The organism is Cellulomonas sp. plas2, assembly GCF_057221735.1.
This window is the reverse complement of sequence record NZ_CM170155.1, coordinates 3,566,052-3,581,899: the sequence shown is the minus strand read 5'-3', so window position 1 is coordinate 3,581,899 and position 15,848 is coordinate 3,566,052. Positions and strand designations below refer to the sequence as shown.

The window sequence follows — 15,848 nt, the reverse complement described above, 5'->3', positions numbered from 1 at the left end:
CCTTCTCTCGAGTCGACTTGGTAGGTCTCTCGAAGAATCACGCGGTGACCGCCTACACGTCTACGACGACGCCCTCACCAGGGCCGGGCTCGCACACCACTCTGCGGGACGCCACTAGGTCTCGGCCGGCGGGAAGTGCGTGAAGACGCGCGTCCCGTCGATGCCCTCCCACCAGAAGGTGTGGTGCGGGAACCGGTTCGTCGCGTTCCACGACATCTTCTGCGACAGGAAGGCCTCGGCCCCCGCGAGCCGGAACAGCTGCGGCAGGGCGCCGGAGTACCCGAAGGAGTCCGGCAGCCATACCTCGCGCGGCCGCACGCCGAGCTCGCGCTCGAACCACCGGGTGCCCTGCACGAGCTGGCGGACCATCGACTCCCCGCCGGGCAGGTTCGTGTCCGACTCCACCCACATGCCGCCGACCGGGACCCACTGCCCGGTCGCGACCGTGCGGCGGATCCCGTCCATCACGGCCGGATGGTGCTCGGCCATCCACGCGTACTGCTGCGCCGACGAGCACGCGAAGACGAGCTCGGGGTAGTCCTGCGCGAGGGACACGACGTTGGAGAACGTGCGGGCGCACTTGCGCACGGTCTCGCGCACCGGCCACATCCACGCCGAGTCGATGTGCGCGTGGCCGACGGCGGAGACGCGGTGGGCGCTGGCGGTGGCCGGCTGCGCGAGCAGGTCGGCCAGGTGCGCGCGGGCCTTGCCGGCCGTGCCGACGACGTCGGCGACGTCGAGCTCGTCGATCGCGTGCCCGAGACCGCGCTCGAGCGCCGCGCGCCGCGGGTCGTGCTCGGGCAGGGTCGCGGCGAGCCCGTGCAGCACCTGCACGTCGAGCGCGAGGCCCTGGACGTCCTCCTCGAGCACCGCGAGCTCCGCGCGGGCGAGGCGGTACAGCGGCTCCGTCGGGAGGGTCGCGGGGTCGCCGAGGTCGGTGGGCGCCGGCCCGGGGATGTGCGGGTTGGCCGCCGCCTCGACGTAGAGGTCGACCTCCTCGCCGCCCTGCGCCTCGCGGGCGACGAGCACCCAGGCGTTGCGCGGCTCGACGCCCTTGACCGGGACGCCGCCGGCCGTCCAGACGAGGCCCTCGCACTGGAACCCCGGCCCGCCGTGGGTGAACCCGAGGTCGACGAGCAGCTCTACACGCCGCCCCGCCATCTCCTGCGGTACCCGGCCGCGCAGGCGGAACCACGACGTCCCCCACGGGCGGCCCCACGGCTCGCCGACCGCGGTGGGCGCGAACGGGTGCCGGACGGCCTCGGCGAAGGGCTCGGGCTCGCCGGGCAGGTGCGCGACCGTCACCTCGACCGGGGTGCGGTGCGACCAGGTGGCGGGGACGATCCGTTGCGTCAGGACGCGGGTGGTACGGGCCGACGCGTCGGACAGGGTGCGGTGCACGGGGGCTCCTCGGGATGGGCCGTGGCGCACCGCCGGTGTTCGACTCCGCACGTCCTCGGCTGCGGAACGCTAACTTCTGCTCGTCGCCGAACACCAGGGGGCGCGGCGGTCGGTGACGGGCGGCCGGCACGGGTGGGCACCCCCGGAGAAGCGGTCTAGCGTGCGAGGGGTGAGCGACACCGCTGTCGACCCCCTCCTGCGGGGCGTGGACGTGGTCATCGGGCTCGGGCGGGGCGACCGGCCCACCGCGGTGGCCGTCCGCGGGGTGCTCGACGTGCACTCCTGCCCGACGCTGCGCGAGACCCTGCGCTCGCTCGTCGTGGCGGCGGGCGGCGGCGTGGTCGTCGACGCCACGGAGCTCGAGGTGGCGGACGAGGCGGGGCGCGCGGCGCTCGACGCCGTCGCCCGGCACTGCCGCGAGTTCGGCGGCTCGCTCGTGCTGCCGCGCACCGGGGTGGAGGGCGGGGCCGGCGCCGCCGGTCAGGTCCCGACGCTGCGAGCCGTCGCCGCGGGCTGACCCGGACATCACCCCAGGCTGACCCCTGCCGGCGCCGCTACCGAACCTCCCGCTACCCGGCCTTCGTCGCCGTGCCGGGCGTGGGGGCGACGACGACGTGCGCCACCAGGTCGTGCAGCAGGGCGAGCTGCTCGGCGCTGGCCCGGTCGTCGACGACGACGGTGTGCACCTCGTCGAGCCCGAGCACCCGCATCGGCGCACGGGCCTCGAGCTTCGAGTGGTCCAGGAGCAGCACGACGCGCGCGGCGATCGCCGCCATCGCGCGCTTGGTGTCCGCGTCCCACGGGTCGGCGGAGAAGACCCCGGCGCGTCCGGCGGCGGTCGCGGACAGCACGGCCACCTCGACCGCCAGGTCACCGAGCGCGGCGCGCGTGAGCGGCCCGGTCAGCGAGCGGGTCTGGCGGTGGTAGGCGCCGCCGAGGGCGATGACGTCGAGGTCCTCGCGCGCCGCGCAGGCGGTGAGGACGGGCAGGGAGTGCGTGACGACGGTGACGCCGGCGGGCAGGGCGCGCGCGAGGGCGGCCACCGTCGTCCCCGCGTCGAGCGCGAGGACCGCGTCGCCGGCGACGAGGGGCACCGCCGCCGCGGCCACCGCCCTCTTCTCCTCGGTCGCCCGTGTGCGGCGCTCGTCGAAGGGCACGCCGGGGACGTCATCGCCCGTGCCCCTGCCGGCCTCGTCGCCAGGCCCGCCCTCGGGGCCGGTCGCCAGGCTCGCGCCGCCGACCACGCGCCGGACGCGGCCCTCCGCCGCGAGCTGCGACAGGTCCCGCCGGATGGTCATCTCGGACACGCCCATGGCCGCCGCCGCGCCGCTGGAGGAGACGTAGCCGCTCTCCGCGAGCTGACGCAAGAGGGCCTCGCGGCGGGCCGGGGCGGCGGAGTAGCGCACGGGCCGTAGTCAACCAGGGCTGTGCCGGGTCGCACACAGGGGCCGCAGTCCGTAGAAAAAGTGCGCGACGTCGCACACAGTTGGGGGGTGCATCCGACGCCGCCACCGACGACGCCGCCATCGACGACGCCGCCCCTGCCGCCGGGGACCCCGCTCGCGCTGGGCCTGGACGTGGGGACGACGAACACGAAGGCGGTGCTCGTCGCGGTCGTCGACGACGCGCCCGACCACGCCCCCCGCGCCGCCCCTCTCGACGCGACGGCGTCCGGCGCCCCGGGCGCGGGGCGGCGCGTCGTCGTGCTCGCCGGCGCCGGTGCGCCGACGCCCGACCCGGCCGGGCTCGCGGCGACGCTGCGCGACCTCGTAGACCGTGTGCTCGACGCGGCCGAGGTGCCGGAGGGGCCGCTCAGCGGCCGCCGTGCGGACCCGGACGTGGTGGGCATGGCCTCCATGGCGGAGACCGGCGTGCCGCTGGACGCGGACGACCGGCCCGTCGGCGGGTGGGTGCGGTGGGACGGGCACCGGGCCGGGGCGGCGGCGCCCGTGGGCAGCCTCGCCCTGCGCGTCGGCGCGCCGGCGCTCGCGGCCGCCACCGGTGTGCGGCTCGCGGCGAAGGTGCCCCTCGTCGCCCTCGAGCGGCTGCGGGCGCAGGACCCCGCGCGGTGGGCCGCCCTGCACCGCTGGTCAGGGGTGGCGGACCTCGTCGCCCTGCTCCTCACCGGCACCCTCGTCACCGACCACACGCTCGCGGGACGCACCGGCGCGTACCTCCTGCCCGGCGCCGGGGGGGTCCTGCCCGCCGGCTTCGACGTCGCGCTGCTGGCGGAGGTGGGGCTGCGGCCGGAGGCGCTGCCACGCGTGGCCGGGCCCGGGCAGGTCGCCGGCACCGTGCGCGCCGGCGGACCCGTGCCCCGGCTGCGGGCCGGCACGCCCGTCGTCGTCGCCGGGCACGACCACCCGGTCGGGGCGTGGGGTGCCGGCGTGCGCACGCCGGGGACGACGGCCGACTCCCTCGGCACCGCCGAGGCGGTGTGCGCGGTCCTTGCGGCACCCGTCGACCCGCTGGCCGCGGCGGCCGCGGGCATGAGCGCCGTCCGCACGGTCGAGGGGCTCCCGGGCCTCGTCGCCGGCGCGGCCGGCGGGGCCGTCGTGCGGTGGTGGGCGCAGGAGCGCGGCGTGGACCTCACGACGCCTGGCGTCGCCGCCACGTCCGACGGCGGTCCGGCCCGTCCGGTGGACGCCGTCGTCCTGCCCTACCCCGCCGGGCGGCAGGGCCCGGCGGGCGACCCCGCCGCGCGCGTGCGGGTCGTCGGCGACCCCGGACCCGACCTGCCGCGGGCCGTCCTCGAGGGGCTCGCGCTGCACGCCGCGTGGATGCTGCGCGAGCAGGGGCGGCTCGCGGGTGCGCCGGCCGCCGAGGTCGTCGTCCTCGGCGGCGCGGGTGCGTCGAACGCGGCCTGGCTCGACGCGAAGGCGCGGCTGACGCCCGCCGCGCTGCGCGTCGCCGACGTCGCCGAGCCCGTGGCCGTCGGCGCCGCCCTGCTCGCGCTGCACCGGGCCGGCGTCGGCGGGCCCGTCCCCGCGGTGCCCACGCGCCCGGTGGGCCCGCCCCTGCCCCGCGCCGTGCAGGACGCGGCGTTCGATCGCTTCGTGGCCGTGGCGCAGGCGCCCGTGCCCGACGACGACCCGACGACCGTGCTCGACCGACCGATGGAGGTCCGATGACCACGCCCGCGCCCGGCACCGCGCCCGCTCCCGCTCCCACCCTCGACGCCCTGGCCCGCCCCGGCGGCACCCTCGCGATGGTCGCGATGGACCAGCGCGAGAGCCTGCGCACGATGTTCGTGGAGGCCGGGACCGACGTCGACCACGCCGGGATGGTGGCGTTCAAGACGGAGGTCGCCCGCGCGCTGGGCCCGCTCGCCAGCGGCTTCCTCGTCGACCGCGAGCACGAGCCGGGGCGGTTCCGGGACCTGCTGCCCGCGACGTGCGGGCTGGTGCTCGCGGCGGACGCGCTCGAGCAGGAGCCGGGCGGCCCGGTGGAGGACACGGGGCTCGACGAGCTCGTCGTCGCCCCCGACGCGGACCTGGCCGGGGCGGTCGCGCTCAAGCTGCTCGTCGTGTGGCGACGCGACGACCGGCGCGAGGCCCGCGTGGAGCTCGCGCGACGGTTCGTCGAGGTGGCGGCGCGGCGCGGCGTGCTGTCGGTCCTCGAGCCGGTCGTCCGGGCGACGCCCGAGGAGACGGCCGCCGGCACGTGGGACCTCGACGCGGCGATCCGCGAGGCCGCGCGGGAGCTGTCCCCGCTGCGGCCGAGCCTGTACAAGGCGCAGGTGCCGAGCCAGGGCCGGGGGGAGGTCGCGGACCTCGAGCGCGCGTGCGCTGCGCTGGGGGAGGCGGTGACCGGGCCGTGGGTCGTGCTGTCCCAGGGCGTGCGGCACGAGGACTTCCTCGGTGCGGTCCGGGCGGCGTGCCGCGGAGGGGCGAGCGGCTTCCTCGCCGGGCGCGCGCTGTGGTCGGACGTCGTCGGGCGGCCCGACGTGCCGGGCGCGCTGCGTGCGGTGTCCGTGCCCCGGCTGGAGCGGCTCGTCGAGGTCGTGGACGCGGAGGCGACGCCGTGGGCACGACGGTGAGGGTGCCCATCGACCGGGTGACCGTCGGTCTGCTCCACACCGTGCCCGCGCTCGCGGCCCGCTTCGACGCGGACCTCGAGCGGGCGCTGCCCGGCACCCCGCGCGTGCACGTCGTCGACGCGGACCTCCTGGCGACCGCCGTCGCGAGCGGCGTCACCCCGGCGGTCCGGTCGGCGGTGCGGGCGCACGTGGCGCACCTCGTCGCGCGGGGAGCGGCGGCGGTGCTGGTCACCTGCTCGTCGATCGGCGAGGCCGCGGAGGAGGCGGCCGGGGCGGTCGACGTCCCGGTGGTCCGCGTCGACGCGGCGATGGCGCGCGAGGCGGTCGCGCTCGCGGCGGCGCCGGGCGCGCGCGGGCGGGTGGCGGTGCTCGCCACACTGGCCTCGACGCTGGGGCCGACGGGCCGCCTCGTCGAACGCGAGGCCGCCGGCGCGGCCGTCGTCGTCGACGCGCGGGTCGTCGCCGGTGCGGCGCAGGCCCGGGCCGCGGGCGACGAGGACCGCGCCGACGCGCTCGTCGCCGGCGCCCTGGGGGAGGCCGCGCGGGAGGCGGACGTCGTCGTCCTCGCGCAGGCGTCCATGGCGCGGGCGGCCGCTCGCGTGGAGGGCGACGTGCCCGTCCTGACGTCGCCGGCGGGCGGGGTCGCCGATCTCGTCGCGGCCGTGGGACGCGGCGCGGACTGACCCGTCGGCGCCGGACGGCGAGAGGGCCCGTGCAGCCCCGTGGCCGACGCCCCGCTGATCGGTGGACGCGCACCCGGAGAAGATGACAGCGTGAGCGTGTGGCATCGATGCCAGACGCTCCGCCCGACATCTGAACGAGGCCCCCGTGCACGTGCAGCCCGGCTCCGGCACCCACGGTGTCATCCACCGTGACGTCCACCGTGACGTCCACCGTGACGTCCACCGTGACGTCCACCGTGACGTCCACCGTGTCACCGCCGCCGCGTACCTCCTCGAGGTGCGCGCGCACCCGCCGCGCGCGGTCCTGGCCGGCACGGACGGGCGCATCTGGGCGCACCTGAGCCTGCTCGCGTCGGTCGACCGGACGGACCTCGTCGACGAGTCGCTCGCCGTCGGCGCCCCGACCGTGCGGCAGCACGCCGTCGCGGCGGCCGCGGGCGGGCCGGGCGACGAGGACGTCGTCGACGTCGAGCTCGTCGTCGCGACGACCGCCTGGGAGCGCACGCGCGTGCGGCTGCGCTGCCACGAGGACCACCTCGTCCTCACGGTGACCGTCGAGGGACGCGGCACGCTCGCCGACGTCCGCCTGCTCGGCGGGCGGGCGGTCCTCGACACCGGTGCGTGCGGGTCCTTCCGGTCTCTGGGGGAGCACCGCTGCGTCTACGTCCCGACCCCGACGGAACCGGTGCAGGTGGTGCGCGCTGCCACCGCGGCCGCGAGCCTCGGGGTCGTCGGGGACGCCACCGCCGGGCGCCTGCACGCCGTGTTCTCCCCGCCGCCGCTGTGCCTCGTCCTCGGGCGCGCGGTGCCGGCCGGACCGACGCAGGTGCCGGTCGCCACGTCTGGGCAGGAGTGGCTGTCGGTCGGCCTCGTCGCCCCCGTCGTCGACCTGCGCCTCACGGAGCTGCGCTACGAGCCGCTCGACGACGGCTTCCACCTCGTCCTCGACCACGACGGGCACACGCACGTCGACGGGACGTGGACGAGCCCCGAGCTGCACCTGCGGCCGGTGCCCGACCCCGTCGCGGCGCTGCGGCAGCACCGCGAGGACCACGTGGTGCGCGGATGGGCGCCCGCCGGACCCTCGTCGCCCCCGGTGGACTGGTGGTCCGAGCCGCTGTTCTGCGGATGGGGCGCCCAGTGCGCCCGGGCCCCGCTGCCCGGCGCGCCCGCCCTCCACCCGACGACGCTCGACGCCCTCGGCCCGGAGGTGGTCCCGCCCGGGGCTGTCGTCGCGCCGGACCTGGCCCGCCAGGACGTGTACGACGAGCTCCTCGGGCACCTGGCCGCGCACGACGTCGACCCCGGCACGGTCGTCGTCGACGACCGGTGGCAGGCCGCCTACGGCACCGCCGAGCCGGACCCCGACCGGTGGCCCGACCTGCGGGGCTGGGTCGCCGGGCAGCACGCCGCCGGCCGCCGGGTGCTGCTGTGGTGGAAGGCATGGGACCCCGAGGGGCTGCCCGTCGACGAGTGCGTCACCGACGCCCGCGGCCGGGCCGTCGCCGCCGATCCCTCGTCGCCGGCCTACGCCGCGCGCGTCCGCGCCACCGTCGCCGCGCTGCTCGGCCCCGACGGCGTCGACGCCGACGGCTTCAAGGTCGACTTCACGCAGCGGTCGCCGGCCGGGCACGGGCTGCGCCGCGCGCCCGGGGTCGGCCCCGGTGCGCCGTGGGGCGTCGCCGGGCTGCACGCGCTGCTGGCGCTCCTGCACGACGCGGCGAAGGCCGCCAAGCCCGACGCCCTGCTCGTCACGCACACCCCGCACCCGGCGTTCGCCGACGTCACCGACATGGTCCGGCTCAACGACGTGCTCGAGCGGGACCCCGCGGGGGCGGTCGCGCCGCTGGCCGACCAGCTCCGCGCGCGCGCCGCGGTCGTCGCCGCGGTGCTGCCGCACCACCTCGTCGACACCGACCAGTGGCCGATGCTCGACCGCGCGCAGTGGCGGGCGTACGTCGCCGCGCAGGCGGGCCTCGGTGTGCCCGCGCTCTACTACGCCGAGCGCATCGACCGCTCGGGCGAGCCGCTCACGGCGGACGACCTCGCGCTCGTCGCCCGGACCTGGGCGGAGTACCGGGCGTCGCGACGAGCAGCACGACCACCACGAGCAGCGGCTCCCGCCGGTGGTGCCTGGTGAGCGGCGCGGCCGACGTCGCCGTCCTCGGCGCCACCGCCGCCGGCGTCTGCGCGGCCGTCGCGGCGGCGGAGGCGGGCGCGCGCGTCGTCCTCGTCGAGCCGGGCGGTCAGGTCGGCGGGATGACGTCCGGCGGGCTGGGGTACACCGACCTGGGCGACGAGCGCGTCGTCCGCGGGGCGGCCGCCCGCTTCCGCCGGGCCGTCGCCGACCGGTACGGCGTGGCCGTCAGGCGGTGGGCCGGCCCCGAGCCGCACGTGGCCGAGGAGATCCTGCGCTCGTGGCTGGATCACCCCCGCATCGAGGTGCGCCTCGGCGAGCGCCTCGTCGGCGTGCGGCGGCAGGACGGTCGGGTGACGGCGCTGCTCGTCGAGCCGTCCGCGGGCCGCACGGGCACGGGAGCCGAACCCGTCCCGGGCGTCGGGCCGGCCGCGGGCGCGGGACCCTCCGCCCTCGAGGCGGCCGTCGTCGTCGACGCCACCTACGAGGGCGACCTCCTGGCCGCCGCCGGGGTGCCGTCCCGCACCGGCCGCGAGGACCGCGCGCTGCACGGCGAGACCCTCGCCGGGCGTCGCGAGGTCCTGCCCGGGCGGCACGCGATGCCCGCGGGCCTCTCCCCGTTCGTCGACGACCCCGCCGGCCTCGTCCCCGGGCCGGTGCTCGCAGGCGTGCGCGACGTGCCGCTCGCCGAGGTCGGCACCGGGGACGGCGGCGTCATGTCCTACGGCTACCGCGTGTGCCTCACCACCGCCGCCGACCGCCCCGACCTGGCCGACCTCGAGGTGCCGGCGTCGTACGCGAGCGACGGCCCCGCGTGGGAGCTCGGCCGGCGCCTGCTGCACCACTGGGCCCGGACCGGCACCACGCCCACGGCCGGCGAGCTGCTCGGCCTCGAGCCGAACCTGCCCGGCGGCAAGTGCGACGCGAACTCCCTCGGCCCCTTCTCCCTCAGCGTCCTCGACGGGTCCGCGTGGGCCTTCCCGGGCGCCGGGCTCGACGAGCGCGAGGCCCTGCGCGCCCACCACCGCCACCACGCGGCCGGGTTCCTGCGCTGGCTGGCCACGGACCCGCTCGTGCCCGCGTCCGTCCGCCGCGACCTGCGGCGCTGGGGCCTGCCGCGCGACGAGTTCGCCGACACCGGGCACCTGCCCCACCAGCTCTACGTGCGCGAGGGGCGCCGCATGGTGGGCGCGCACGTGCTCACCGAGCACGACCTGCGCGCGCCCACGCACCAGCACGACACGGTCGCGCACGGCTCCTACCACCTGGACGTCCGGGAGGTGCAGCGCACCTGGCGCTGGCTGCCCGAGCACCCGCGCCCCGTCGCCGAGGTGGTCACCGAGGGCTACTACAGCGTCGCCGTCCCGCCGTACCCCATCCCCTACCGGGCGCTCGCGCCCCGGGCGGAGGACGCGACCAACCTCGTCGTGCCCGTGTGCCTGTCCGCCTCGCACGTCGCGTTCTCCTCGGTCCGCATGGAGCCGCAGTACCAGATGCTCGGCGAGGCGGCGGGGGTGGCGGCCGCGCTCGCGGCCGCCGACGGCCGGGACGTGCAGGCCGTGGACGTCGTCGCCCTGCAGGCGACGCTGGCCGGGCGGGGACGGGCCGCGTGAGCGCCGTCGTCGAGGTCGCGCCCGGGGTCTTCCGCGTCGACGACACGTGCGCGGTCTACGTGGTGCGCGCCCAGGCCCCGGACGACGAGGGCCGCCGGACGGGCGTCGCCATCGACTTCGGCTCCGGCGACGTGCTGGACGCGCTGCCGGCGATGGGCGTCGACGTCCTCACCGACGTGCTGCTCACCCACCACCACCGCGACCAGGCGCAGGGCCTGCCGCGCGCGGTGGCCGCCGGCGTGCGCGTCCACGTGCCGCCGGTGGAGCGCGAGCTCGTCGAGGACGTGGGGGAGATGTGGCGCACCCGCACGGTCGTCAACGACTACGACCTGCGCCAGGACCGGTTCTCCCTGCTGGAGCCCGTGCCGGTCGACGACGTCGTCGCCGAGTACCGCACGCGCACGTACGGCGGCGTGGACGTGCGGACGCTGCCCACGCCCGGGCACACCGTCGGGTCGGTGACGTACCTCGTCGAGCGGGAGGGGCGGCGCCTGGCGTTCACGGGCGACCTCGTCCACTCGCCGGGCAAGGTGTGGTCGCTGGCCGCCACGCAGTGGAGCTACACGGAGAACGAGGGGCCGGCCATGACGGTCCTGTCCTGCTACCTGCTCATGGCCGAGCACCTCGACCTCCTGCTGCCCTCGCACGGCGAGCCCATGGACGACCCGCAGCACGCGCTGGGCCTGCTGGCCACGCGCATGCGCGCCTACGTCGACTCCCGCCGACCGCAGCCCTGGGACCTGCGCACCCGCCTCACCGAGCCCTACGCCCGCATCACGGATCACCTCCTGATCAACCTCTCCAGCCTGGCGACGAGCTACGTGCTGCTGAGCGACGACGGCCCGGCCCTCGTCATCGACTACGGCTACGACATGACCACGGGCGTCCCCCCGGGCGGCGGGCGCGCGGCGCGGCGGCCGTGGCTGGCGTCGCTGCCGGCGCTGCGGGAGCAGTTCGGCGTCACGGACGTCGAGGTGGCCCTGCCGACGCACTACCACGACGACCACGTGGCCGGCCTGAACCTGCTGCGGGAGGTGGAGGGGACGCAGGTGTGGGCGCCGGCGAACGTCGCGCCGGTGCTCGAGGCGCCGATGGACCAGGACCTGCCCTGCCAGTGGTACGACCCCGTCCCGGTGGACCGCGTGCTGCCCCTGGGGGAGTCGTTCCGGTGGCGCGAGCACGAGATCACGGTGCACGACCTGCCGGGGCACACGCTCTACCACGCGGGGTACGAGCTGCACGTGGACGGTGTGACGGTGCTGGTCACGGGCGACCTCGAGGACGGCAAGGGCATCCCCGGCGTCCGGCGCGAGGTGCTCAACTACCAGTACCGCAACCTCTTCCGGGTCGACGACTACCGCGCGAGCGCCGCGCTGATCCGCCGCGTCGCGCCGGGCGTCGTGGTGACCGGGCACTGGGAGCCCCGCTGGGTCGACGAGGCGTGGCTGGACATGGTCGCCGACGCGGGCGAGGAGGTCGCCCGGCTGCACCGCGAGCTCCTGCCGCTGGACGCGCTGGACCTGCCGGCCGACACCCAGCTCGTGCGGCTGACGCCCTACCTCTCCCGGGCGAGCGCCGGTGCGCCCGTCCGGTTCACCGCGGCCGTGCACAACCCGTTCGACCAGGTGAGCCCCGCGCGGGTGGTCCCCGTGCTGCCGCTAGGCTGGCGCGCGCCCGGGGGGGAGGTCGTCGTGGACGTCCCGGCCCGGGGGCGGTGCGACGTCGTCCTCGAGGTCGTCCCGGCGGGGCCGCCCGCCCGTCGGCAGCGGCTCGCGGTCGACGTCACCGTCGGGCCGCTGCGGCTCGGCCAGCACGCGGAGGCCCTCGTCGACGTCGTCGCCGGCGAGGACGGGAACTGAGAGGCGCGGACATGGAACCCCTCACCGTCGCGCCCGACCTGCCGGCCCTGCCGCCCGGCCGTCGGGCCACCATCAAGGACGTCGCCGAGGGCGCCGCCGTCTCCCGCTCCACCGCCTCGCGCGCGCTGACCGGTCGCGGCTACGTCGCGCCGGGCGTACGCGAGCGTGTCCGCCGGACGGCGCAGGCGCTGGGGTACGTGCCCGACGCGGGCGCCCGGAACCTGCGCCAGCAGGTGAGCCGGTCCGTCGGCGTGCTGGTCTCCGACCTGCGCAACTCCTTCTACGCGGACCTCGCCGCGGGCGTCGGGCAGCAGTCCCGCCGCCGGGGCTACGCGATGATGCTCAGCGACGACAACGGGTCGCCGGAGCGGGAGCTCGAGGCGGCCGAGGCCTTCGTCGCGCTGCGCGTGGCCGGCGTCATCCTCACCCCGCTGTCGGCCGAGGTGTCGGAGTACCTGCACCGGCACCGCGTGCCCGTCGTGGAGGTGGACCGCCAGTTCTGCCCCGGCCGCTGCGACGCGGTCTTCGTCGACAACCACGGCGCGGCCCGCCGCCTGACCGAGGGGCTCCTGGCCCAGGGGCACGTGCGGATCGCGCTGCTCATCGACGAGGCCGACTGGACGACGGGCCGCGACCGCGCCGCCGGCTTCGCGGGCGCGGTCGACGACGCCGGCCGGCCCGTCGAGGCCTCCGTGGTGCGCGCGGGCTGGCACGTGGAGGAGGCGCGCGAGCGGGTGCGCGCGCTGCTGGAGGGCCCGTCGGCGCCCACCGCGCTGTTCGCCGCGAACAACGTCCTGGCGGAGGGGGCGTGGCGCGCCGCGCAGGACCTCGGCCGGCGCATCCCCGAGGACCTCAGCCTCGTCTCGTTCGACGACGCGGCCTGGATGAGCATGGTCCGCCCGGGCGTGACGGCCGTCGCGCAGGACGTCGTGGCGCTGGGCGAGGCGGCCGTCTCCGCGCTGTTCGAGCGCATCGACCAGGCCGACGCGCCGGCGCGCACCGTCATGCTCGCCGCACGGGTGGCCGAGCGCGGGTCCACCGCGCCGCCACCGGCGTCGTGACGGCGACGACCGGGCGTCGCCGTCACGACCCGATCAGCCCTTGCGGCCCTGCGTCGCGACGCCCTCGATGAAGTAGCGCTGCCCGAAGGCGAACAGCGCCAGCATCGGCAGGGTCACCAGCAGGGAGGCCACCATGACGAACTGGTAGTCGCCCTGCCCGCCGGCCGTCGGGCTGTACCGCGTCATCGCGTACGCGATGCCCAGCGGCGCGGTGAAGTCGCTCGGCTGACCGGCGTTGAGGTAGATGAGCGCGGCCTGCAGGTTGTTCCACGACGCCTGGAACTCGAAGAGCAGGACGATGATGAACGAGGGGACCGACAGCGGCATCGCGATCTTCCAGAAGAGCCGCCAGTAGGAGGCGCCGTCGATCCGCGCCGCCTCGAACAGCTCGCGCGGCAGGCCGAGGAAGAACTGCCGCTGCAGGAAGATGTAGAAGGCCGACCCGAAGAGGTTCGCGCCGAACAGCGGCACCCACGTGCCGAGGAACCCGAGCTCCTTCCAGATGAGGTAGATCGGGATCATCGTGACCGCGCCGGGCAGCATCATCGTCGCCAGCACCAGGCCGAACAGGATGTTGCGCCCCGGGAAGCGGAAGTACGCGAAGCCGAAGGCGACCAGCGAGCTCGACACCGCCACCGTCACCGCCGCGAGCACCGCGATGAGGACGCTGTTGACCATCCAGCTCGTGACGGGCAGCTCGTCGAAGACCTGGACGTAGTTGCTCCAGTTGAACGTCTCCGGCCACAGCCTGTTGTCGAACACCTGCCCGCGGCCCTTGAGGCTCGCGGCCAGCAGCCAGACGAACGGGTAGAGGAAGAGCAGGGAGAACAGGCCGAGCAGGACGTAGACGACGACCTGGCCCGCGCGGCGACGCGAGGCCGAGCCGCGGGTGCGGTCCCGCGCGGTGCGGCCACGCGTGTCCTTCGTGGTGCCCGGGACGGGCTGGAGCGGGGTGGTGCTGCCGATGACGGCCATCAGTCCCTGTCCCCCTCGTAGTAGACGAAGCGGTTGCCGAACTTCATCTGGATGAACGTGATGATCATGATGATGACGAACAGCAGCCAGGCCATCGCCGCCGCGAAGCCGAAGTTGAACTGCCGGAACGCCTGCTGGAACAGGTAGATGGCGTAGAACAGCGACGCCTCGGGGGAGGCGTTGGACTGGTCGCGCCAGAACAGCAGGTAGGCCTGGTCGAAGATCTGGAACGCCGCGATGGTGAGGATGATGACGTTGAAGAACATCGCGGAGGAGATCATCGGCAGCGTGATCGACCGGAACTTGCGCCACGTGCCGGCGCCGTCGAGCTCGGCCACCTCGTAGAGCTCGCGCGGCACGTTCTTCAGCGCCGCCAGGAAGATGACCATCGTGCCGGACACGCCCCACAGCGTCATGAGGACGATGGACGGCTTGACCCAGTCGGGGTCCACGAGCCACTGCGGCCCGCGGATGCCGATGAGCCCCAGCCCCTGGTTGATGGCGCCGGTGTTGCCGTTGAGCAGCAGGAAGAACACCGCCGCGGTGGCCACCGCCGGGGTCATCTTCGGCAGGTAGTACAGGGTCCGGAAGAAGCCCGCGCCCTTCGTCGCCCGGTTCAGCAGGGACGCGAGGAACAGCGCGAAGGCGATCTCCAGCGGCACGGCCAGCACCGCGTAGAACAACGTGTTGGCCAGCGACGTCGCGATGCGCGGGTCGGTGAACAGGTTCTCGTAGTTCTGCGTGCCGATCGGCGTGGCGACGTTCGTCGCGAGGTTGTAGCGGCTGAAGGAGATGACGAGGCTGTAGATCATCGCCCCGGCCGTGAAGACGAGGAACCCGACGATCCAGGGCGAGATGAACAGGTAGCCCGCCATCGCCTCGCGGCGGTCGTACTGCCCGTGGCGCCCCCAGCGCCCCTTGCGCCGTCCGCGCTCCGGCAGCGGTGCCGCCCGGGTCGCGCCGGCCGCCCCCCGCCCTCGGTCCGTCGCCGACGTCGTGGTGGCGTCGGCCTTCAGCTCGGTCATCGGGCCTCCTCGCACGGGTCGCCGCGTCCAGCGGGCCCGGGATGGTGGCCCGGTCGACGCCGACGTGTGGCATCGTTGCCACGCTGCTCGCGACTGTACGTCGCAGGACGGACCGTAGCAACGCTCACGGACCCCGGCACGATGTCGGAGCGACGTCGACGGGCAGGTCGCGCACCTGGCCCACAGGTCCGATTCGGCCCGGCGTCGACGAGCGGGTAGCATCGCGCGCCGAGGTAGCGTGTCCGAGCGGCCTAAGGAGCACGCCTCGAAAGCGTGTGTGGGTGAAAGTCCACCGTGGGTTCAAATCCCACCGCTACCGCCACCGACGCCCCGTCCGGCTCATCCGGACGGGGCGTCGTCGTCCCGGCGCCGAGCAGGACGACGGACCGTGACCGCCTGCAGCCGGAGGTCGGCGACCCCGTCGAAATCGGCGACGTTCTCGGTGCAGAGGGGCAGGTCGTGGGCGACCGCGGTGGCGGCGATGAGCGCATCGAGGGTACGGGCCCGCGGCTTGCGCCCCGCGCGTCGGAGGTCGGCGGCGACCCGTGCGAACGCGCGCGCGCAGGCGGCGTCGAAGGGCAACGGCTCGAAGTCCGACTCGGCCTGCTGCAGATGCGCCTGCCGTACGGCCCGGGAGCGCTCGTCGGCGGCGACGAGCGGACCGGCCGCGAGTTCCGCGAGAGTGACCGCGCTGATCATCGCGGCGCCGGGCAGGGAGTCCGAATCCGCGAGAGCGAGGTTGATGACCACGTTCGTGTCGATGATGCCCTCGCGCAGCCGCGTCACCAGGACTGGTCCAGGGCGTTGTCCAGGTCGGCGCGGAGGGCCTCTGCGTCCATGGTGGGCAGGTGGCGCCGACGGGCGATGAGCTCGTCCGTCGAGTCGCGCCGGCGTGGGAGCGGCGTCAGGAGCGCGACCGGCTCGCCATCCCGCGTGACGGTCACGGAGTGCCCGCGGAGCACGTCCTCCAGGACCTGGCCGCCTCGGTTGCGCAGGTCACGCACGGAGACGCTGGCTGTCGTCGTCACCAGCCGGACGTATCACGGGTGAGACAC

The 15,848-nt window shown here is 75.9% G+C and carries 14 protein-coding genes and 1 tRNA gene; 9 read left to right on the top strand and 6 right to left on the bottom strand.

The features are described from left to right. Positions 1-114 precede the first annotated feature (114 nt). The gene (locus AC2TDM_RS15930; protein ID WP_484635274.1) at positions 115-1,401 is read right to left on the bottom strand and encodes a glycoside hydrolase family 38 N-terminal domain-containing protein; all 1,287 of its coding nucleotides are present in this window, start codon (positions 1,399-1,401) and stop codon (positions 115-117) included. A gap of 169 nt (positions 1,402-1,570) precedes the next feature. Between AC2TDM_RS15930 and AC2TDM_RS15925 the strand changes: the two genes are divergently transcribed. Next, positions 1,571-1,918, top strand: coding sequence for an STAS domain-containing protein (locus AC2TDM_RS15925; RefSeq protein ID WP_484635273.1), 348 nt, complete (start codon positions 1,571-1,573; stop codon positions 1,916-1,918). A 52-nt stretch (positions 1,919-1,970) separates the two neighbouring features. Here the strand turns inward: AC2TDM_RS15925 and AC2TDM_RS15920 are convergent, their stop codons facing one another. Beyond that, positions 1,971-2,807 (bottom strand): DeoR/GlpR family DNA-binding transcription regulator, encoded by an 837-nt coding sequence (locus tag AC2TDM_RS15920; protein WP_484635272.1) that lies wholly within the window; start codon positions 2,805-2,807, stop codon positions 1,971-1,973. A gap of 87 nt (positions 2,808-2,894) precedes the next feature. On the opposite strand from AC2TDM_RS15920, the gene AC2TDM_RS15915 reads away from it, so the two are divergent. From AC2TDM_RS15915 to AC2TDM_RS15885, 7 genes are all read left to right on the top strand, one after another. After that, a complete protein-coding gene (locus AC2TDM_RS15915) occupies positions 2,895-4,532 on the top strand; it encodes an FGGY family carbohydrate kinase (RefSeq protein WP_484635271.1) in 1,638 nt (545 codons plus the stop codon). Next, on the top strand, positions 4,529-5,440 hold the full coding sequence (locus AC2TDM_RS15910) for a hypothetical protein (RefSeq protein ID WP_484635270.1): 912 nt from the start codon (positions 4,529-4,531) through the stop codon (positions 5,438-5,440). Before AC2TDM_RS15915 ends, AC2TDM_RS15910 begins: the two co-directional genes overlap by 4 nt. Continuing rightward, entirely contained in the window at positions 5,425-6,123 is a 699-nt protein-coding gene (locus AC2TDM_RS15905) for an aspartate/glutamate racemase family protein (protein WP_484635269.1), read from the top strand. Before AC2TDM_RS15910 ends, AC2TDM_RS15905 begins: the two co-directional genes overlap by 16 nt. Positions 6,124-6,268: 145 nt before the next feature. Further along, positions 6,269-8,263: a hypothetical protein gene (locus AC2TDM_RS15900; protein ID WP_484635268.1), complete on the top strand. Its 1,995-nt coding sequence runs from the start codon at positions 6,269-6,271 to the stop codon at positions 8,261-8,263. Continuing rightward, a complete protein-coding gene (locus AC2TDM_RS15895) occupies positions 8,260-9,873 on the top strand; it encodes an FAD-dependent oxidoreductase (protein ID WP_484635267.1) in 1,614 nt (537 codons plus the stop codon). The genes AC2TDM_RS15900 and AC2TDM_RS15895 overlap by 4 nt, the downstream gene beginning before the upstream one ends. Then, entirely contained in the window at positions 9,870-11,732 is a 1,863-nt protein-coding gene (locus AC2TDM_RS15890) for an MBL fold metallo-hydrolase (protein WP_484635266.1), read from the top strand. The genes AC2TDM_RS15895 and AC2TDM_RS15890 overlap by 4 nt, the downstream gene beginning before the upstream one ends. A gap of 11 nt (positions 11,733-11,743) precedes the next feature. Beyond that, the gene (locus AC2TDM_RS15885) at positions 11,744-12,793 is read left to right on the top strand and encodes a LacI family DNA-binding transcriptional regulator (RefSeq protein WP_484635265.1); all 1,050 of its coding nucleotides are present in this window, start codon (positions 11,744-11,746) and stop codon (positions 12,791-12,793) included. Positions 12,794-12,826: 33 nt separating this feature from the next. Here the strand turns inward: AC2TDM_RS15885 and AC2TDM_RS15880 are convergent, their stop codons facing one another. Together AC2TDM_RS15880 and AC2TDM_RS15875 are read right to left on the bottom strand one after the other, a co-directional pair. Continuing rightward, a complete protein-coding gene (locus AC2TDM_RS15880; protein ID WP_484635264.1) occupies positions 12,827-13,768 on the bottom strand; it encodes a carbohydrate ABC transporter permease in 942 nt (313 codons plus the stop codon). Continuing rightward, positions 13,768-14,643, bottom strand: coding sequence for a carbohydrate ABC transporter permease (locus tag AC2TDM_RS15875; protein WP_484636483.1), 876 nt, complete (start codon positions 14,641-14,643; stop codon positions 13,768-13,770). The genes AC2TDM_RS15880 and AC2TDM_RS15875 overlap by 1 nt, the downstream gene beginning before the upstream one ends. Positions 14,644-15,025: 382 nt before the next feature. Here AC2TDM_RS15875 and AC2TDM_RS15870 point away from each other — a divergent pair. After that, positions 15,026-15,115, top strand: a tRNA-Ser gene (locus tag AC2TDM_RS15870). Positions 15,116-15,132: 17 nt separating this feature from the next. On the opposite strand, the gene AC2TDM_RS15865 is transcribed toward AC2TDM_RS15870, so the two are convergent. After that, positions 15,133-15,579 (bottom strand): PIN domain-containing protein, encoded by a 447-nt coding sequence (locus AC2TDM_RS15865; RefSeq protein WP_484635263.1) that lies wholly within the window; start codon positions 15,577-15,579, stop codon positions 15,133-15,135. After that, a complete protein-coding gene (locus tag AC2TDM_RS15860) occupies positions 15,576-15,821 on the bottom strand; it encodes a type II toxin-antitoxin system Phd/YefM family antitoxin (RefSeq protein WP_484635262.1) in 246 nt (81 codons plus the stop codon). Before AC2TDM_RS15860 ends, AC2TDM_RS15865 begins: the two co-directional genes overlap by 4 nt. Between the last annotated feature and the right edge of the window lie 27 nt (positions 15,822-15,848).

Excerpts from the sequence above, each read along its gene's own strand:
- AC2TDM_RS15875 (WP_484636483.1), bottom strand. The coding sequence starts at position 14,643 with ATGGCGGGCTACCTGTTCATCTCGCCCTGGATCGTCGGGTTCCTCGTC.
- AC2TDM_RS15910 (WP_484635270.1), top strand. The coding sequence starts at position 4,529 with ATGACCACGCCCGCGCCCGGCACCGCGCCCGCTCCCGCTCCCACCCTC.
- AC2TDM_RS15885 (WP_484635265.1), top strand. The coding sequence starts at position 11,744 with ATGGAACCCCTCACCGTCGCGCCCGACCTGCCGGCCCTGCCGCCCGGC.
- AC2TDM_RS15880 (WP_484635264.1), bottom strand. The coding sequence starts at position 13,768 with ATGGCCGTCATCGGCAGCACCACCCCGCTCCAGCCCGTCCCGGGCACC.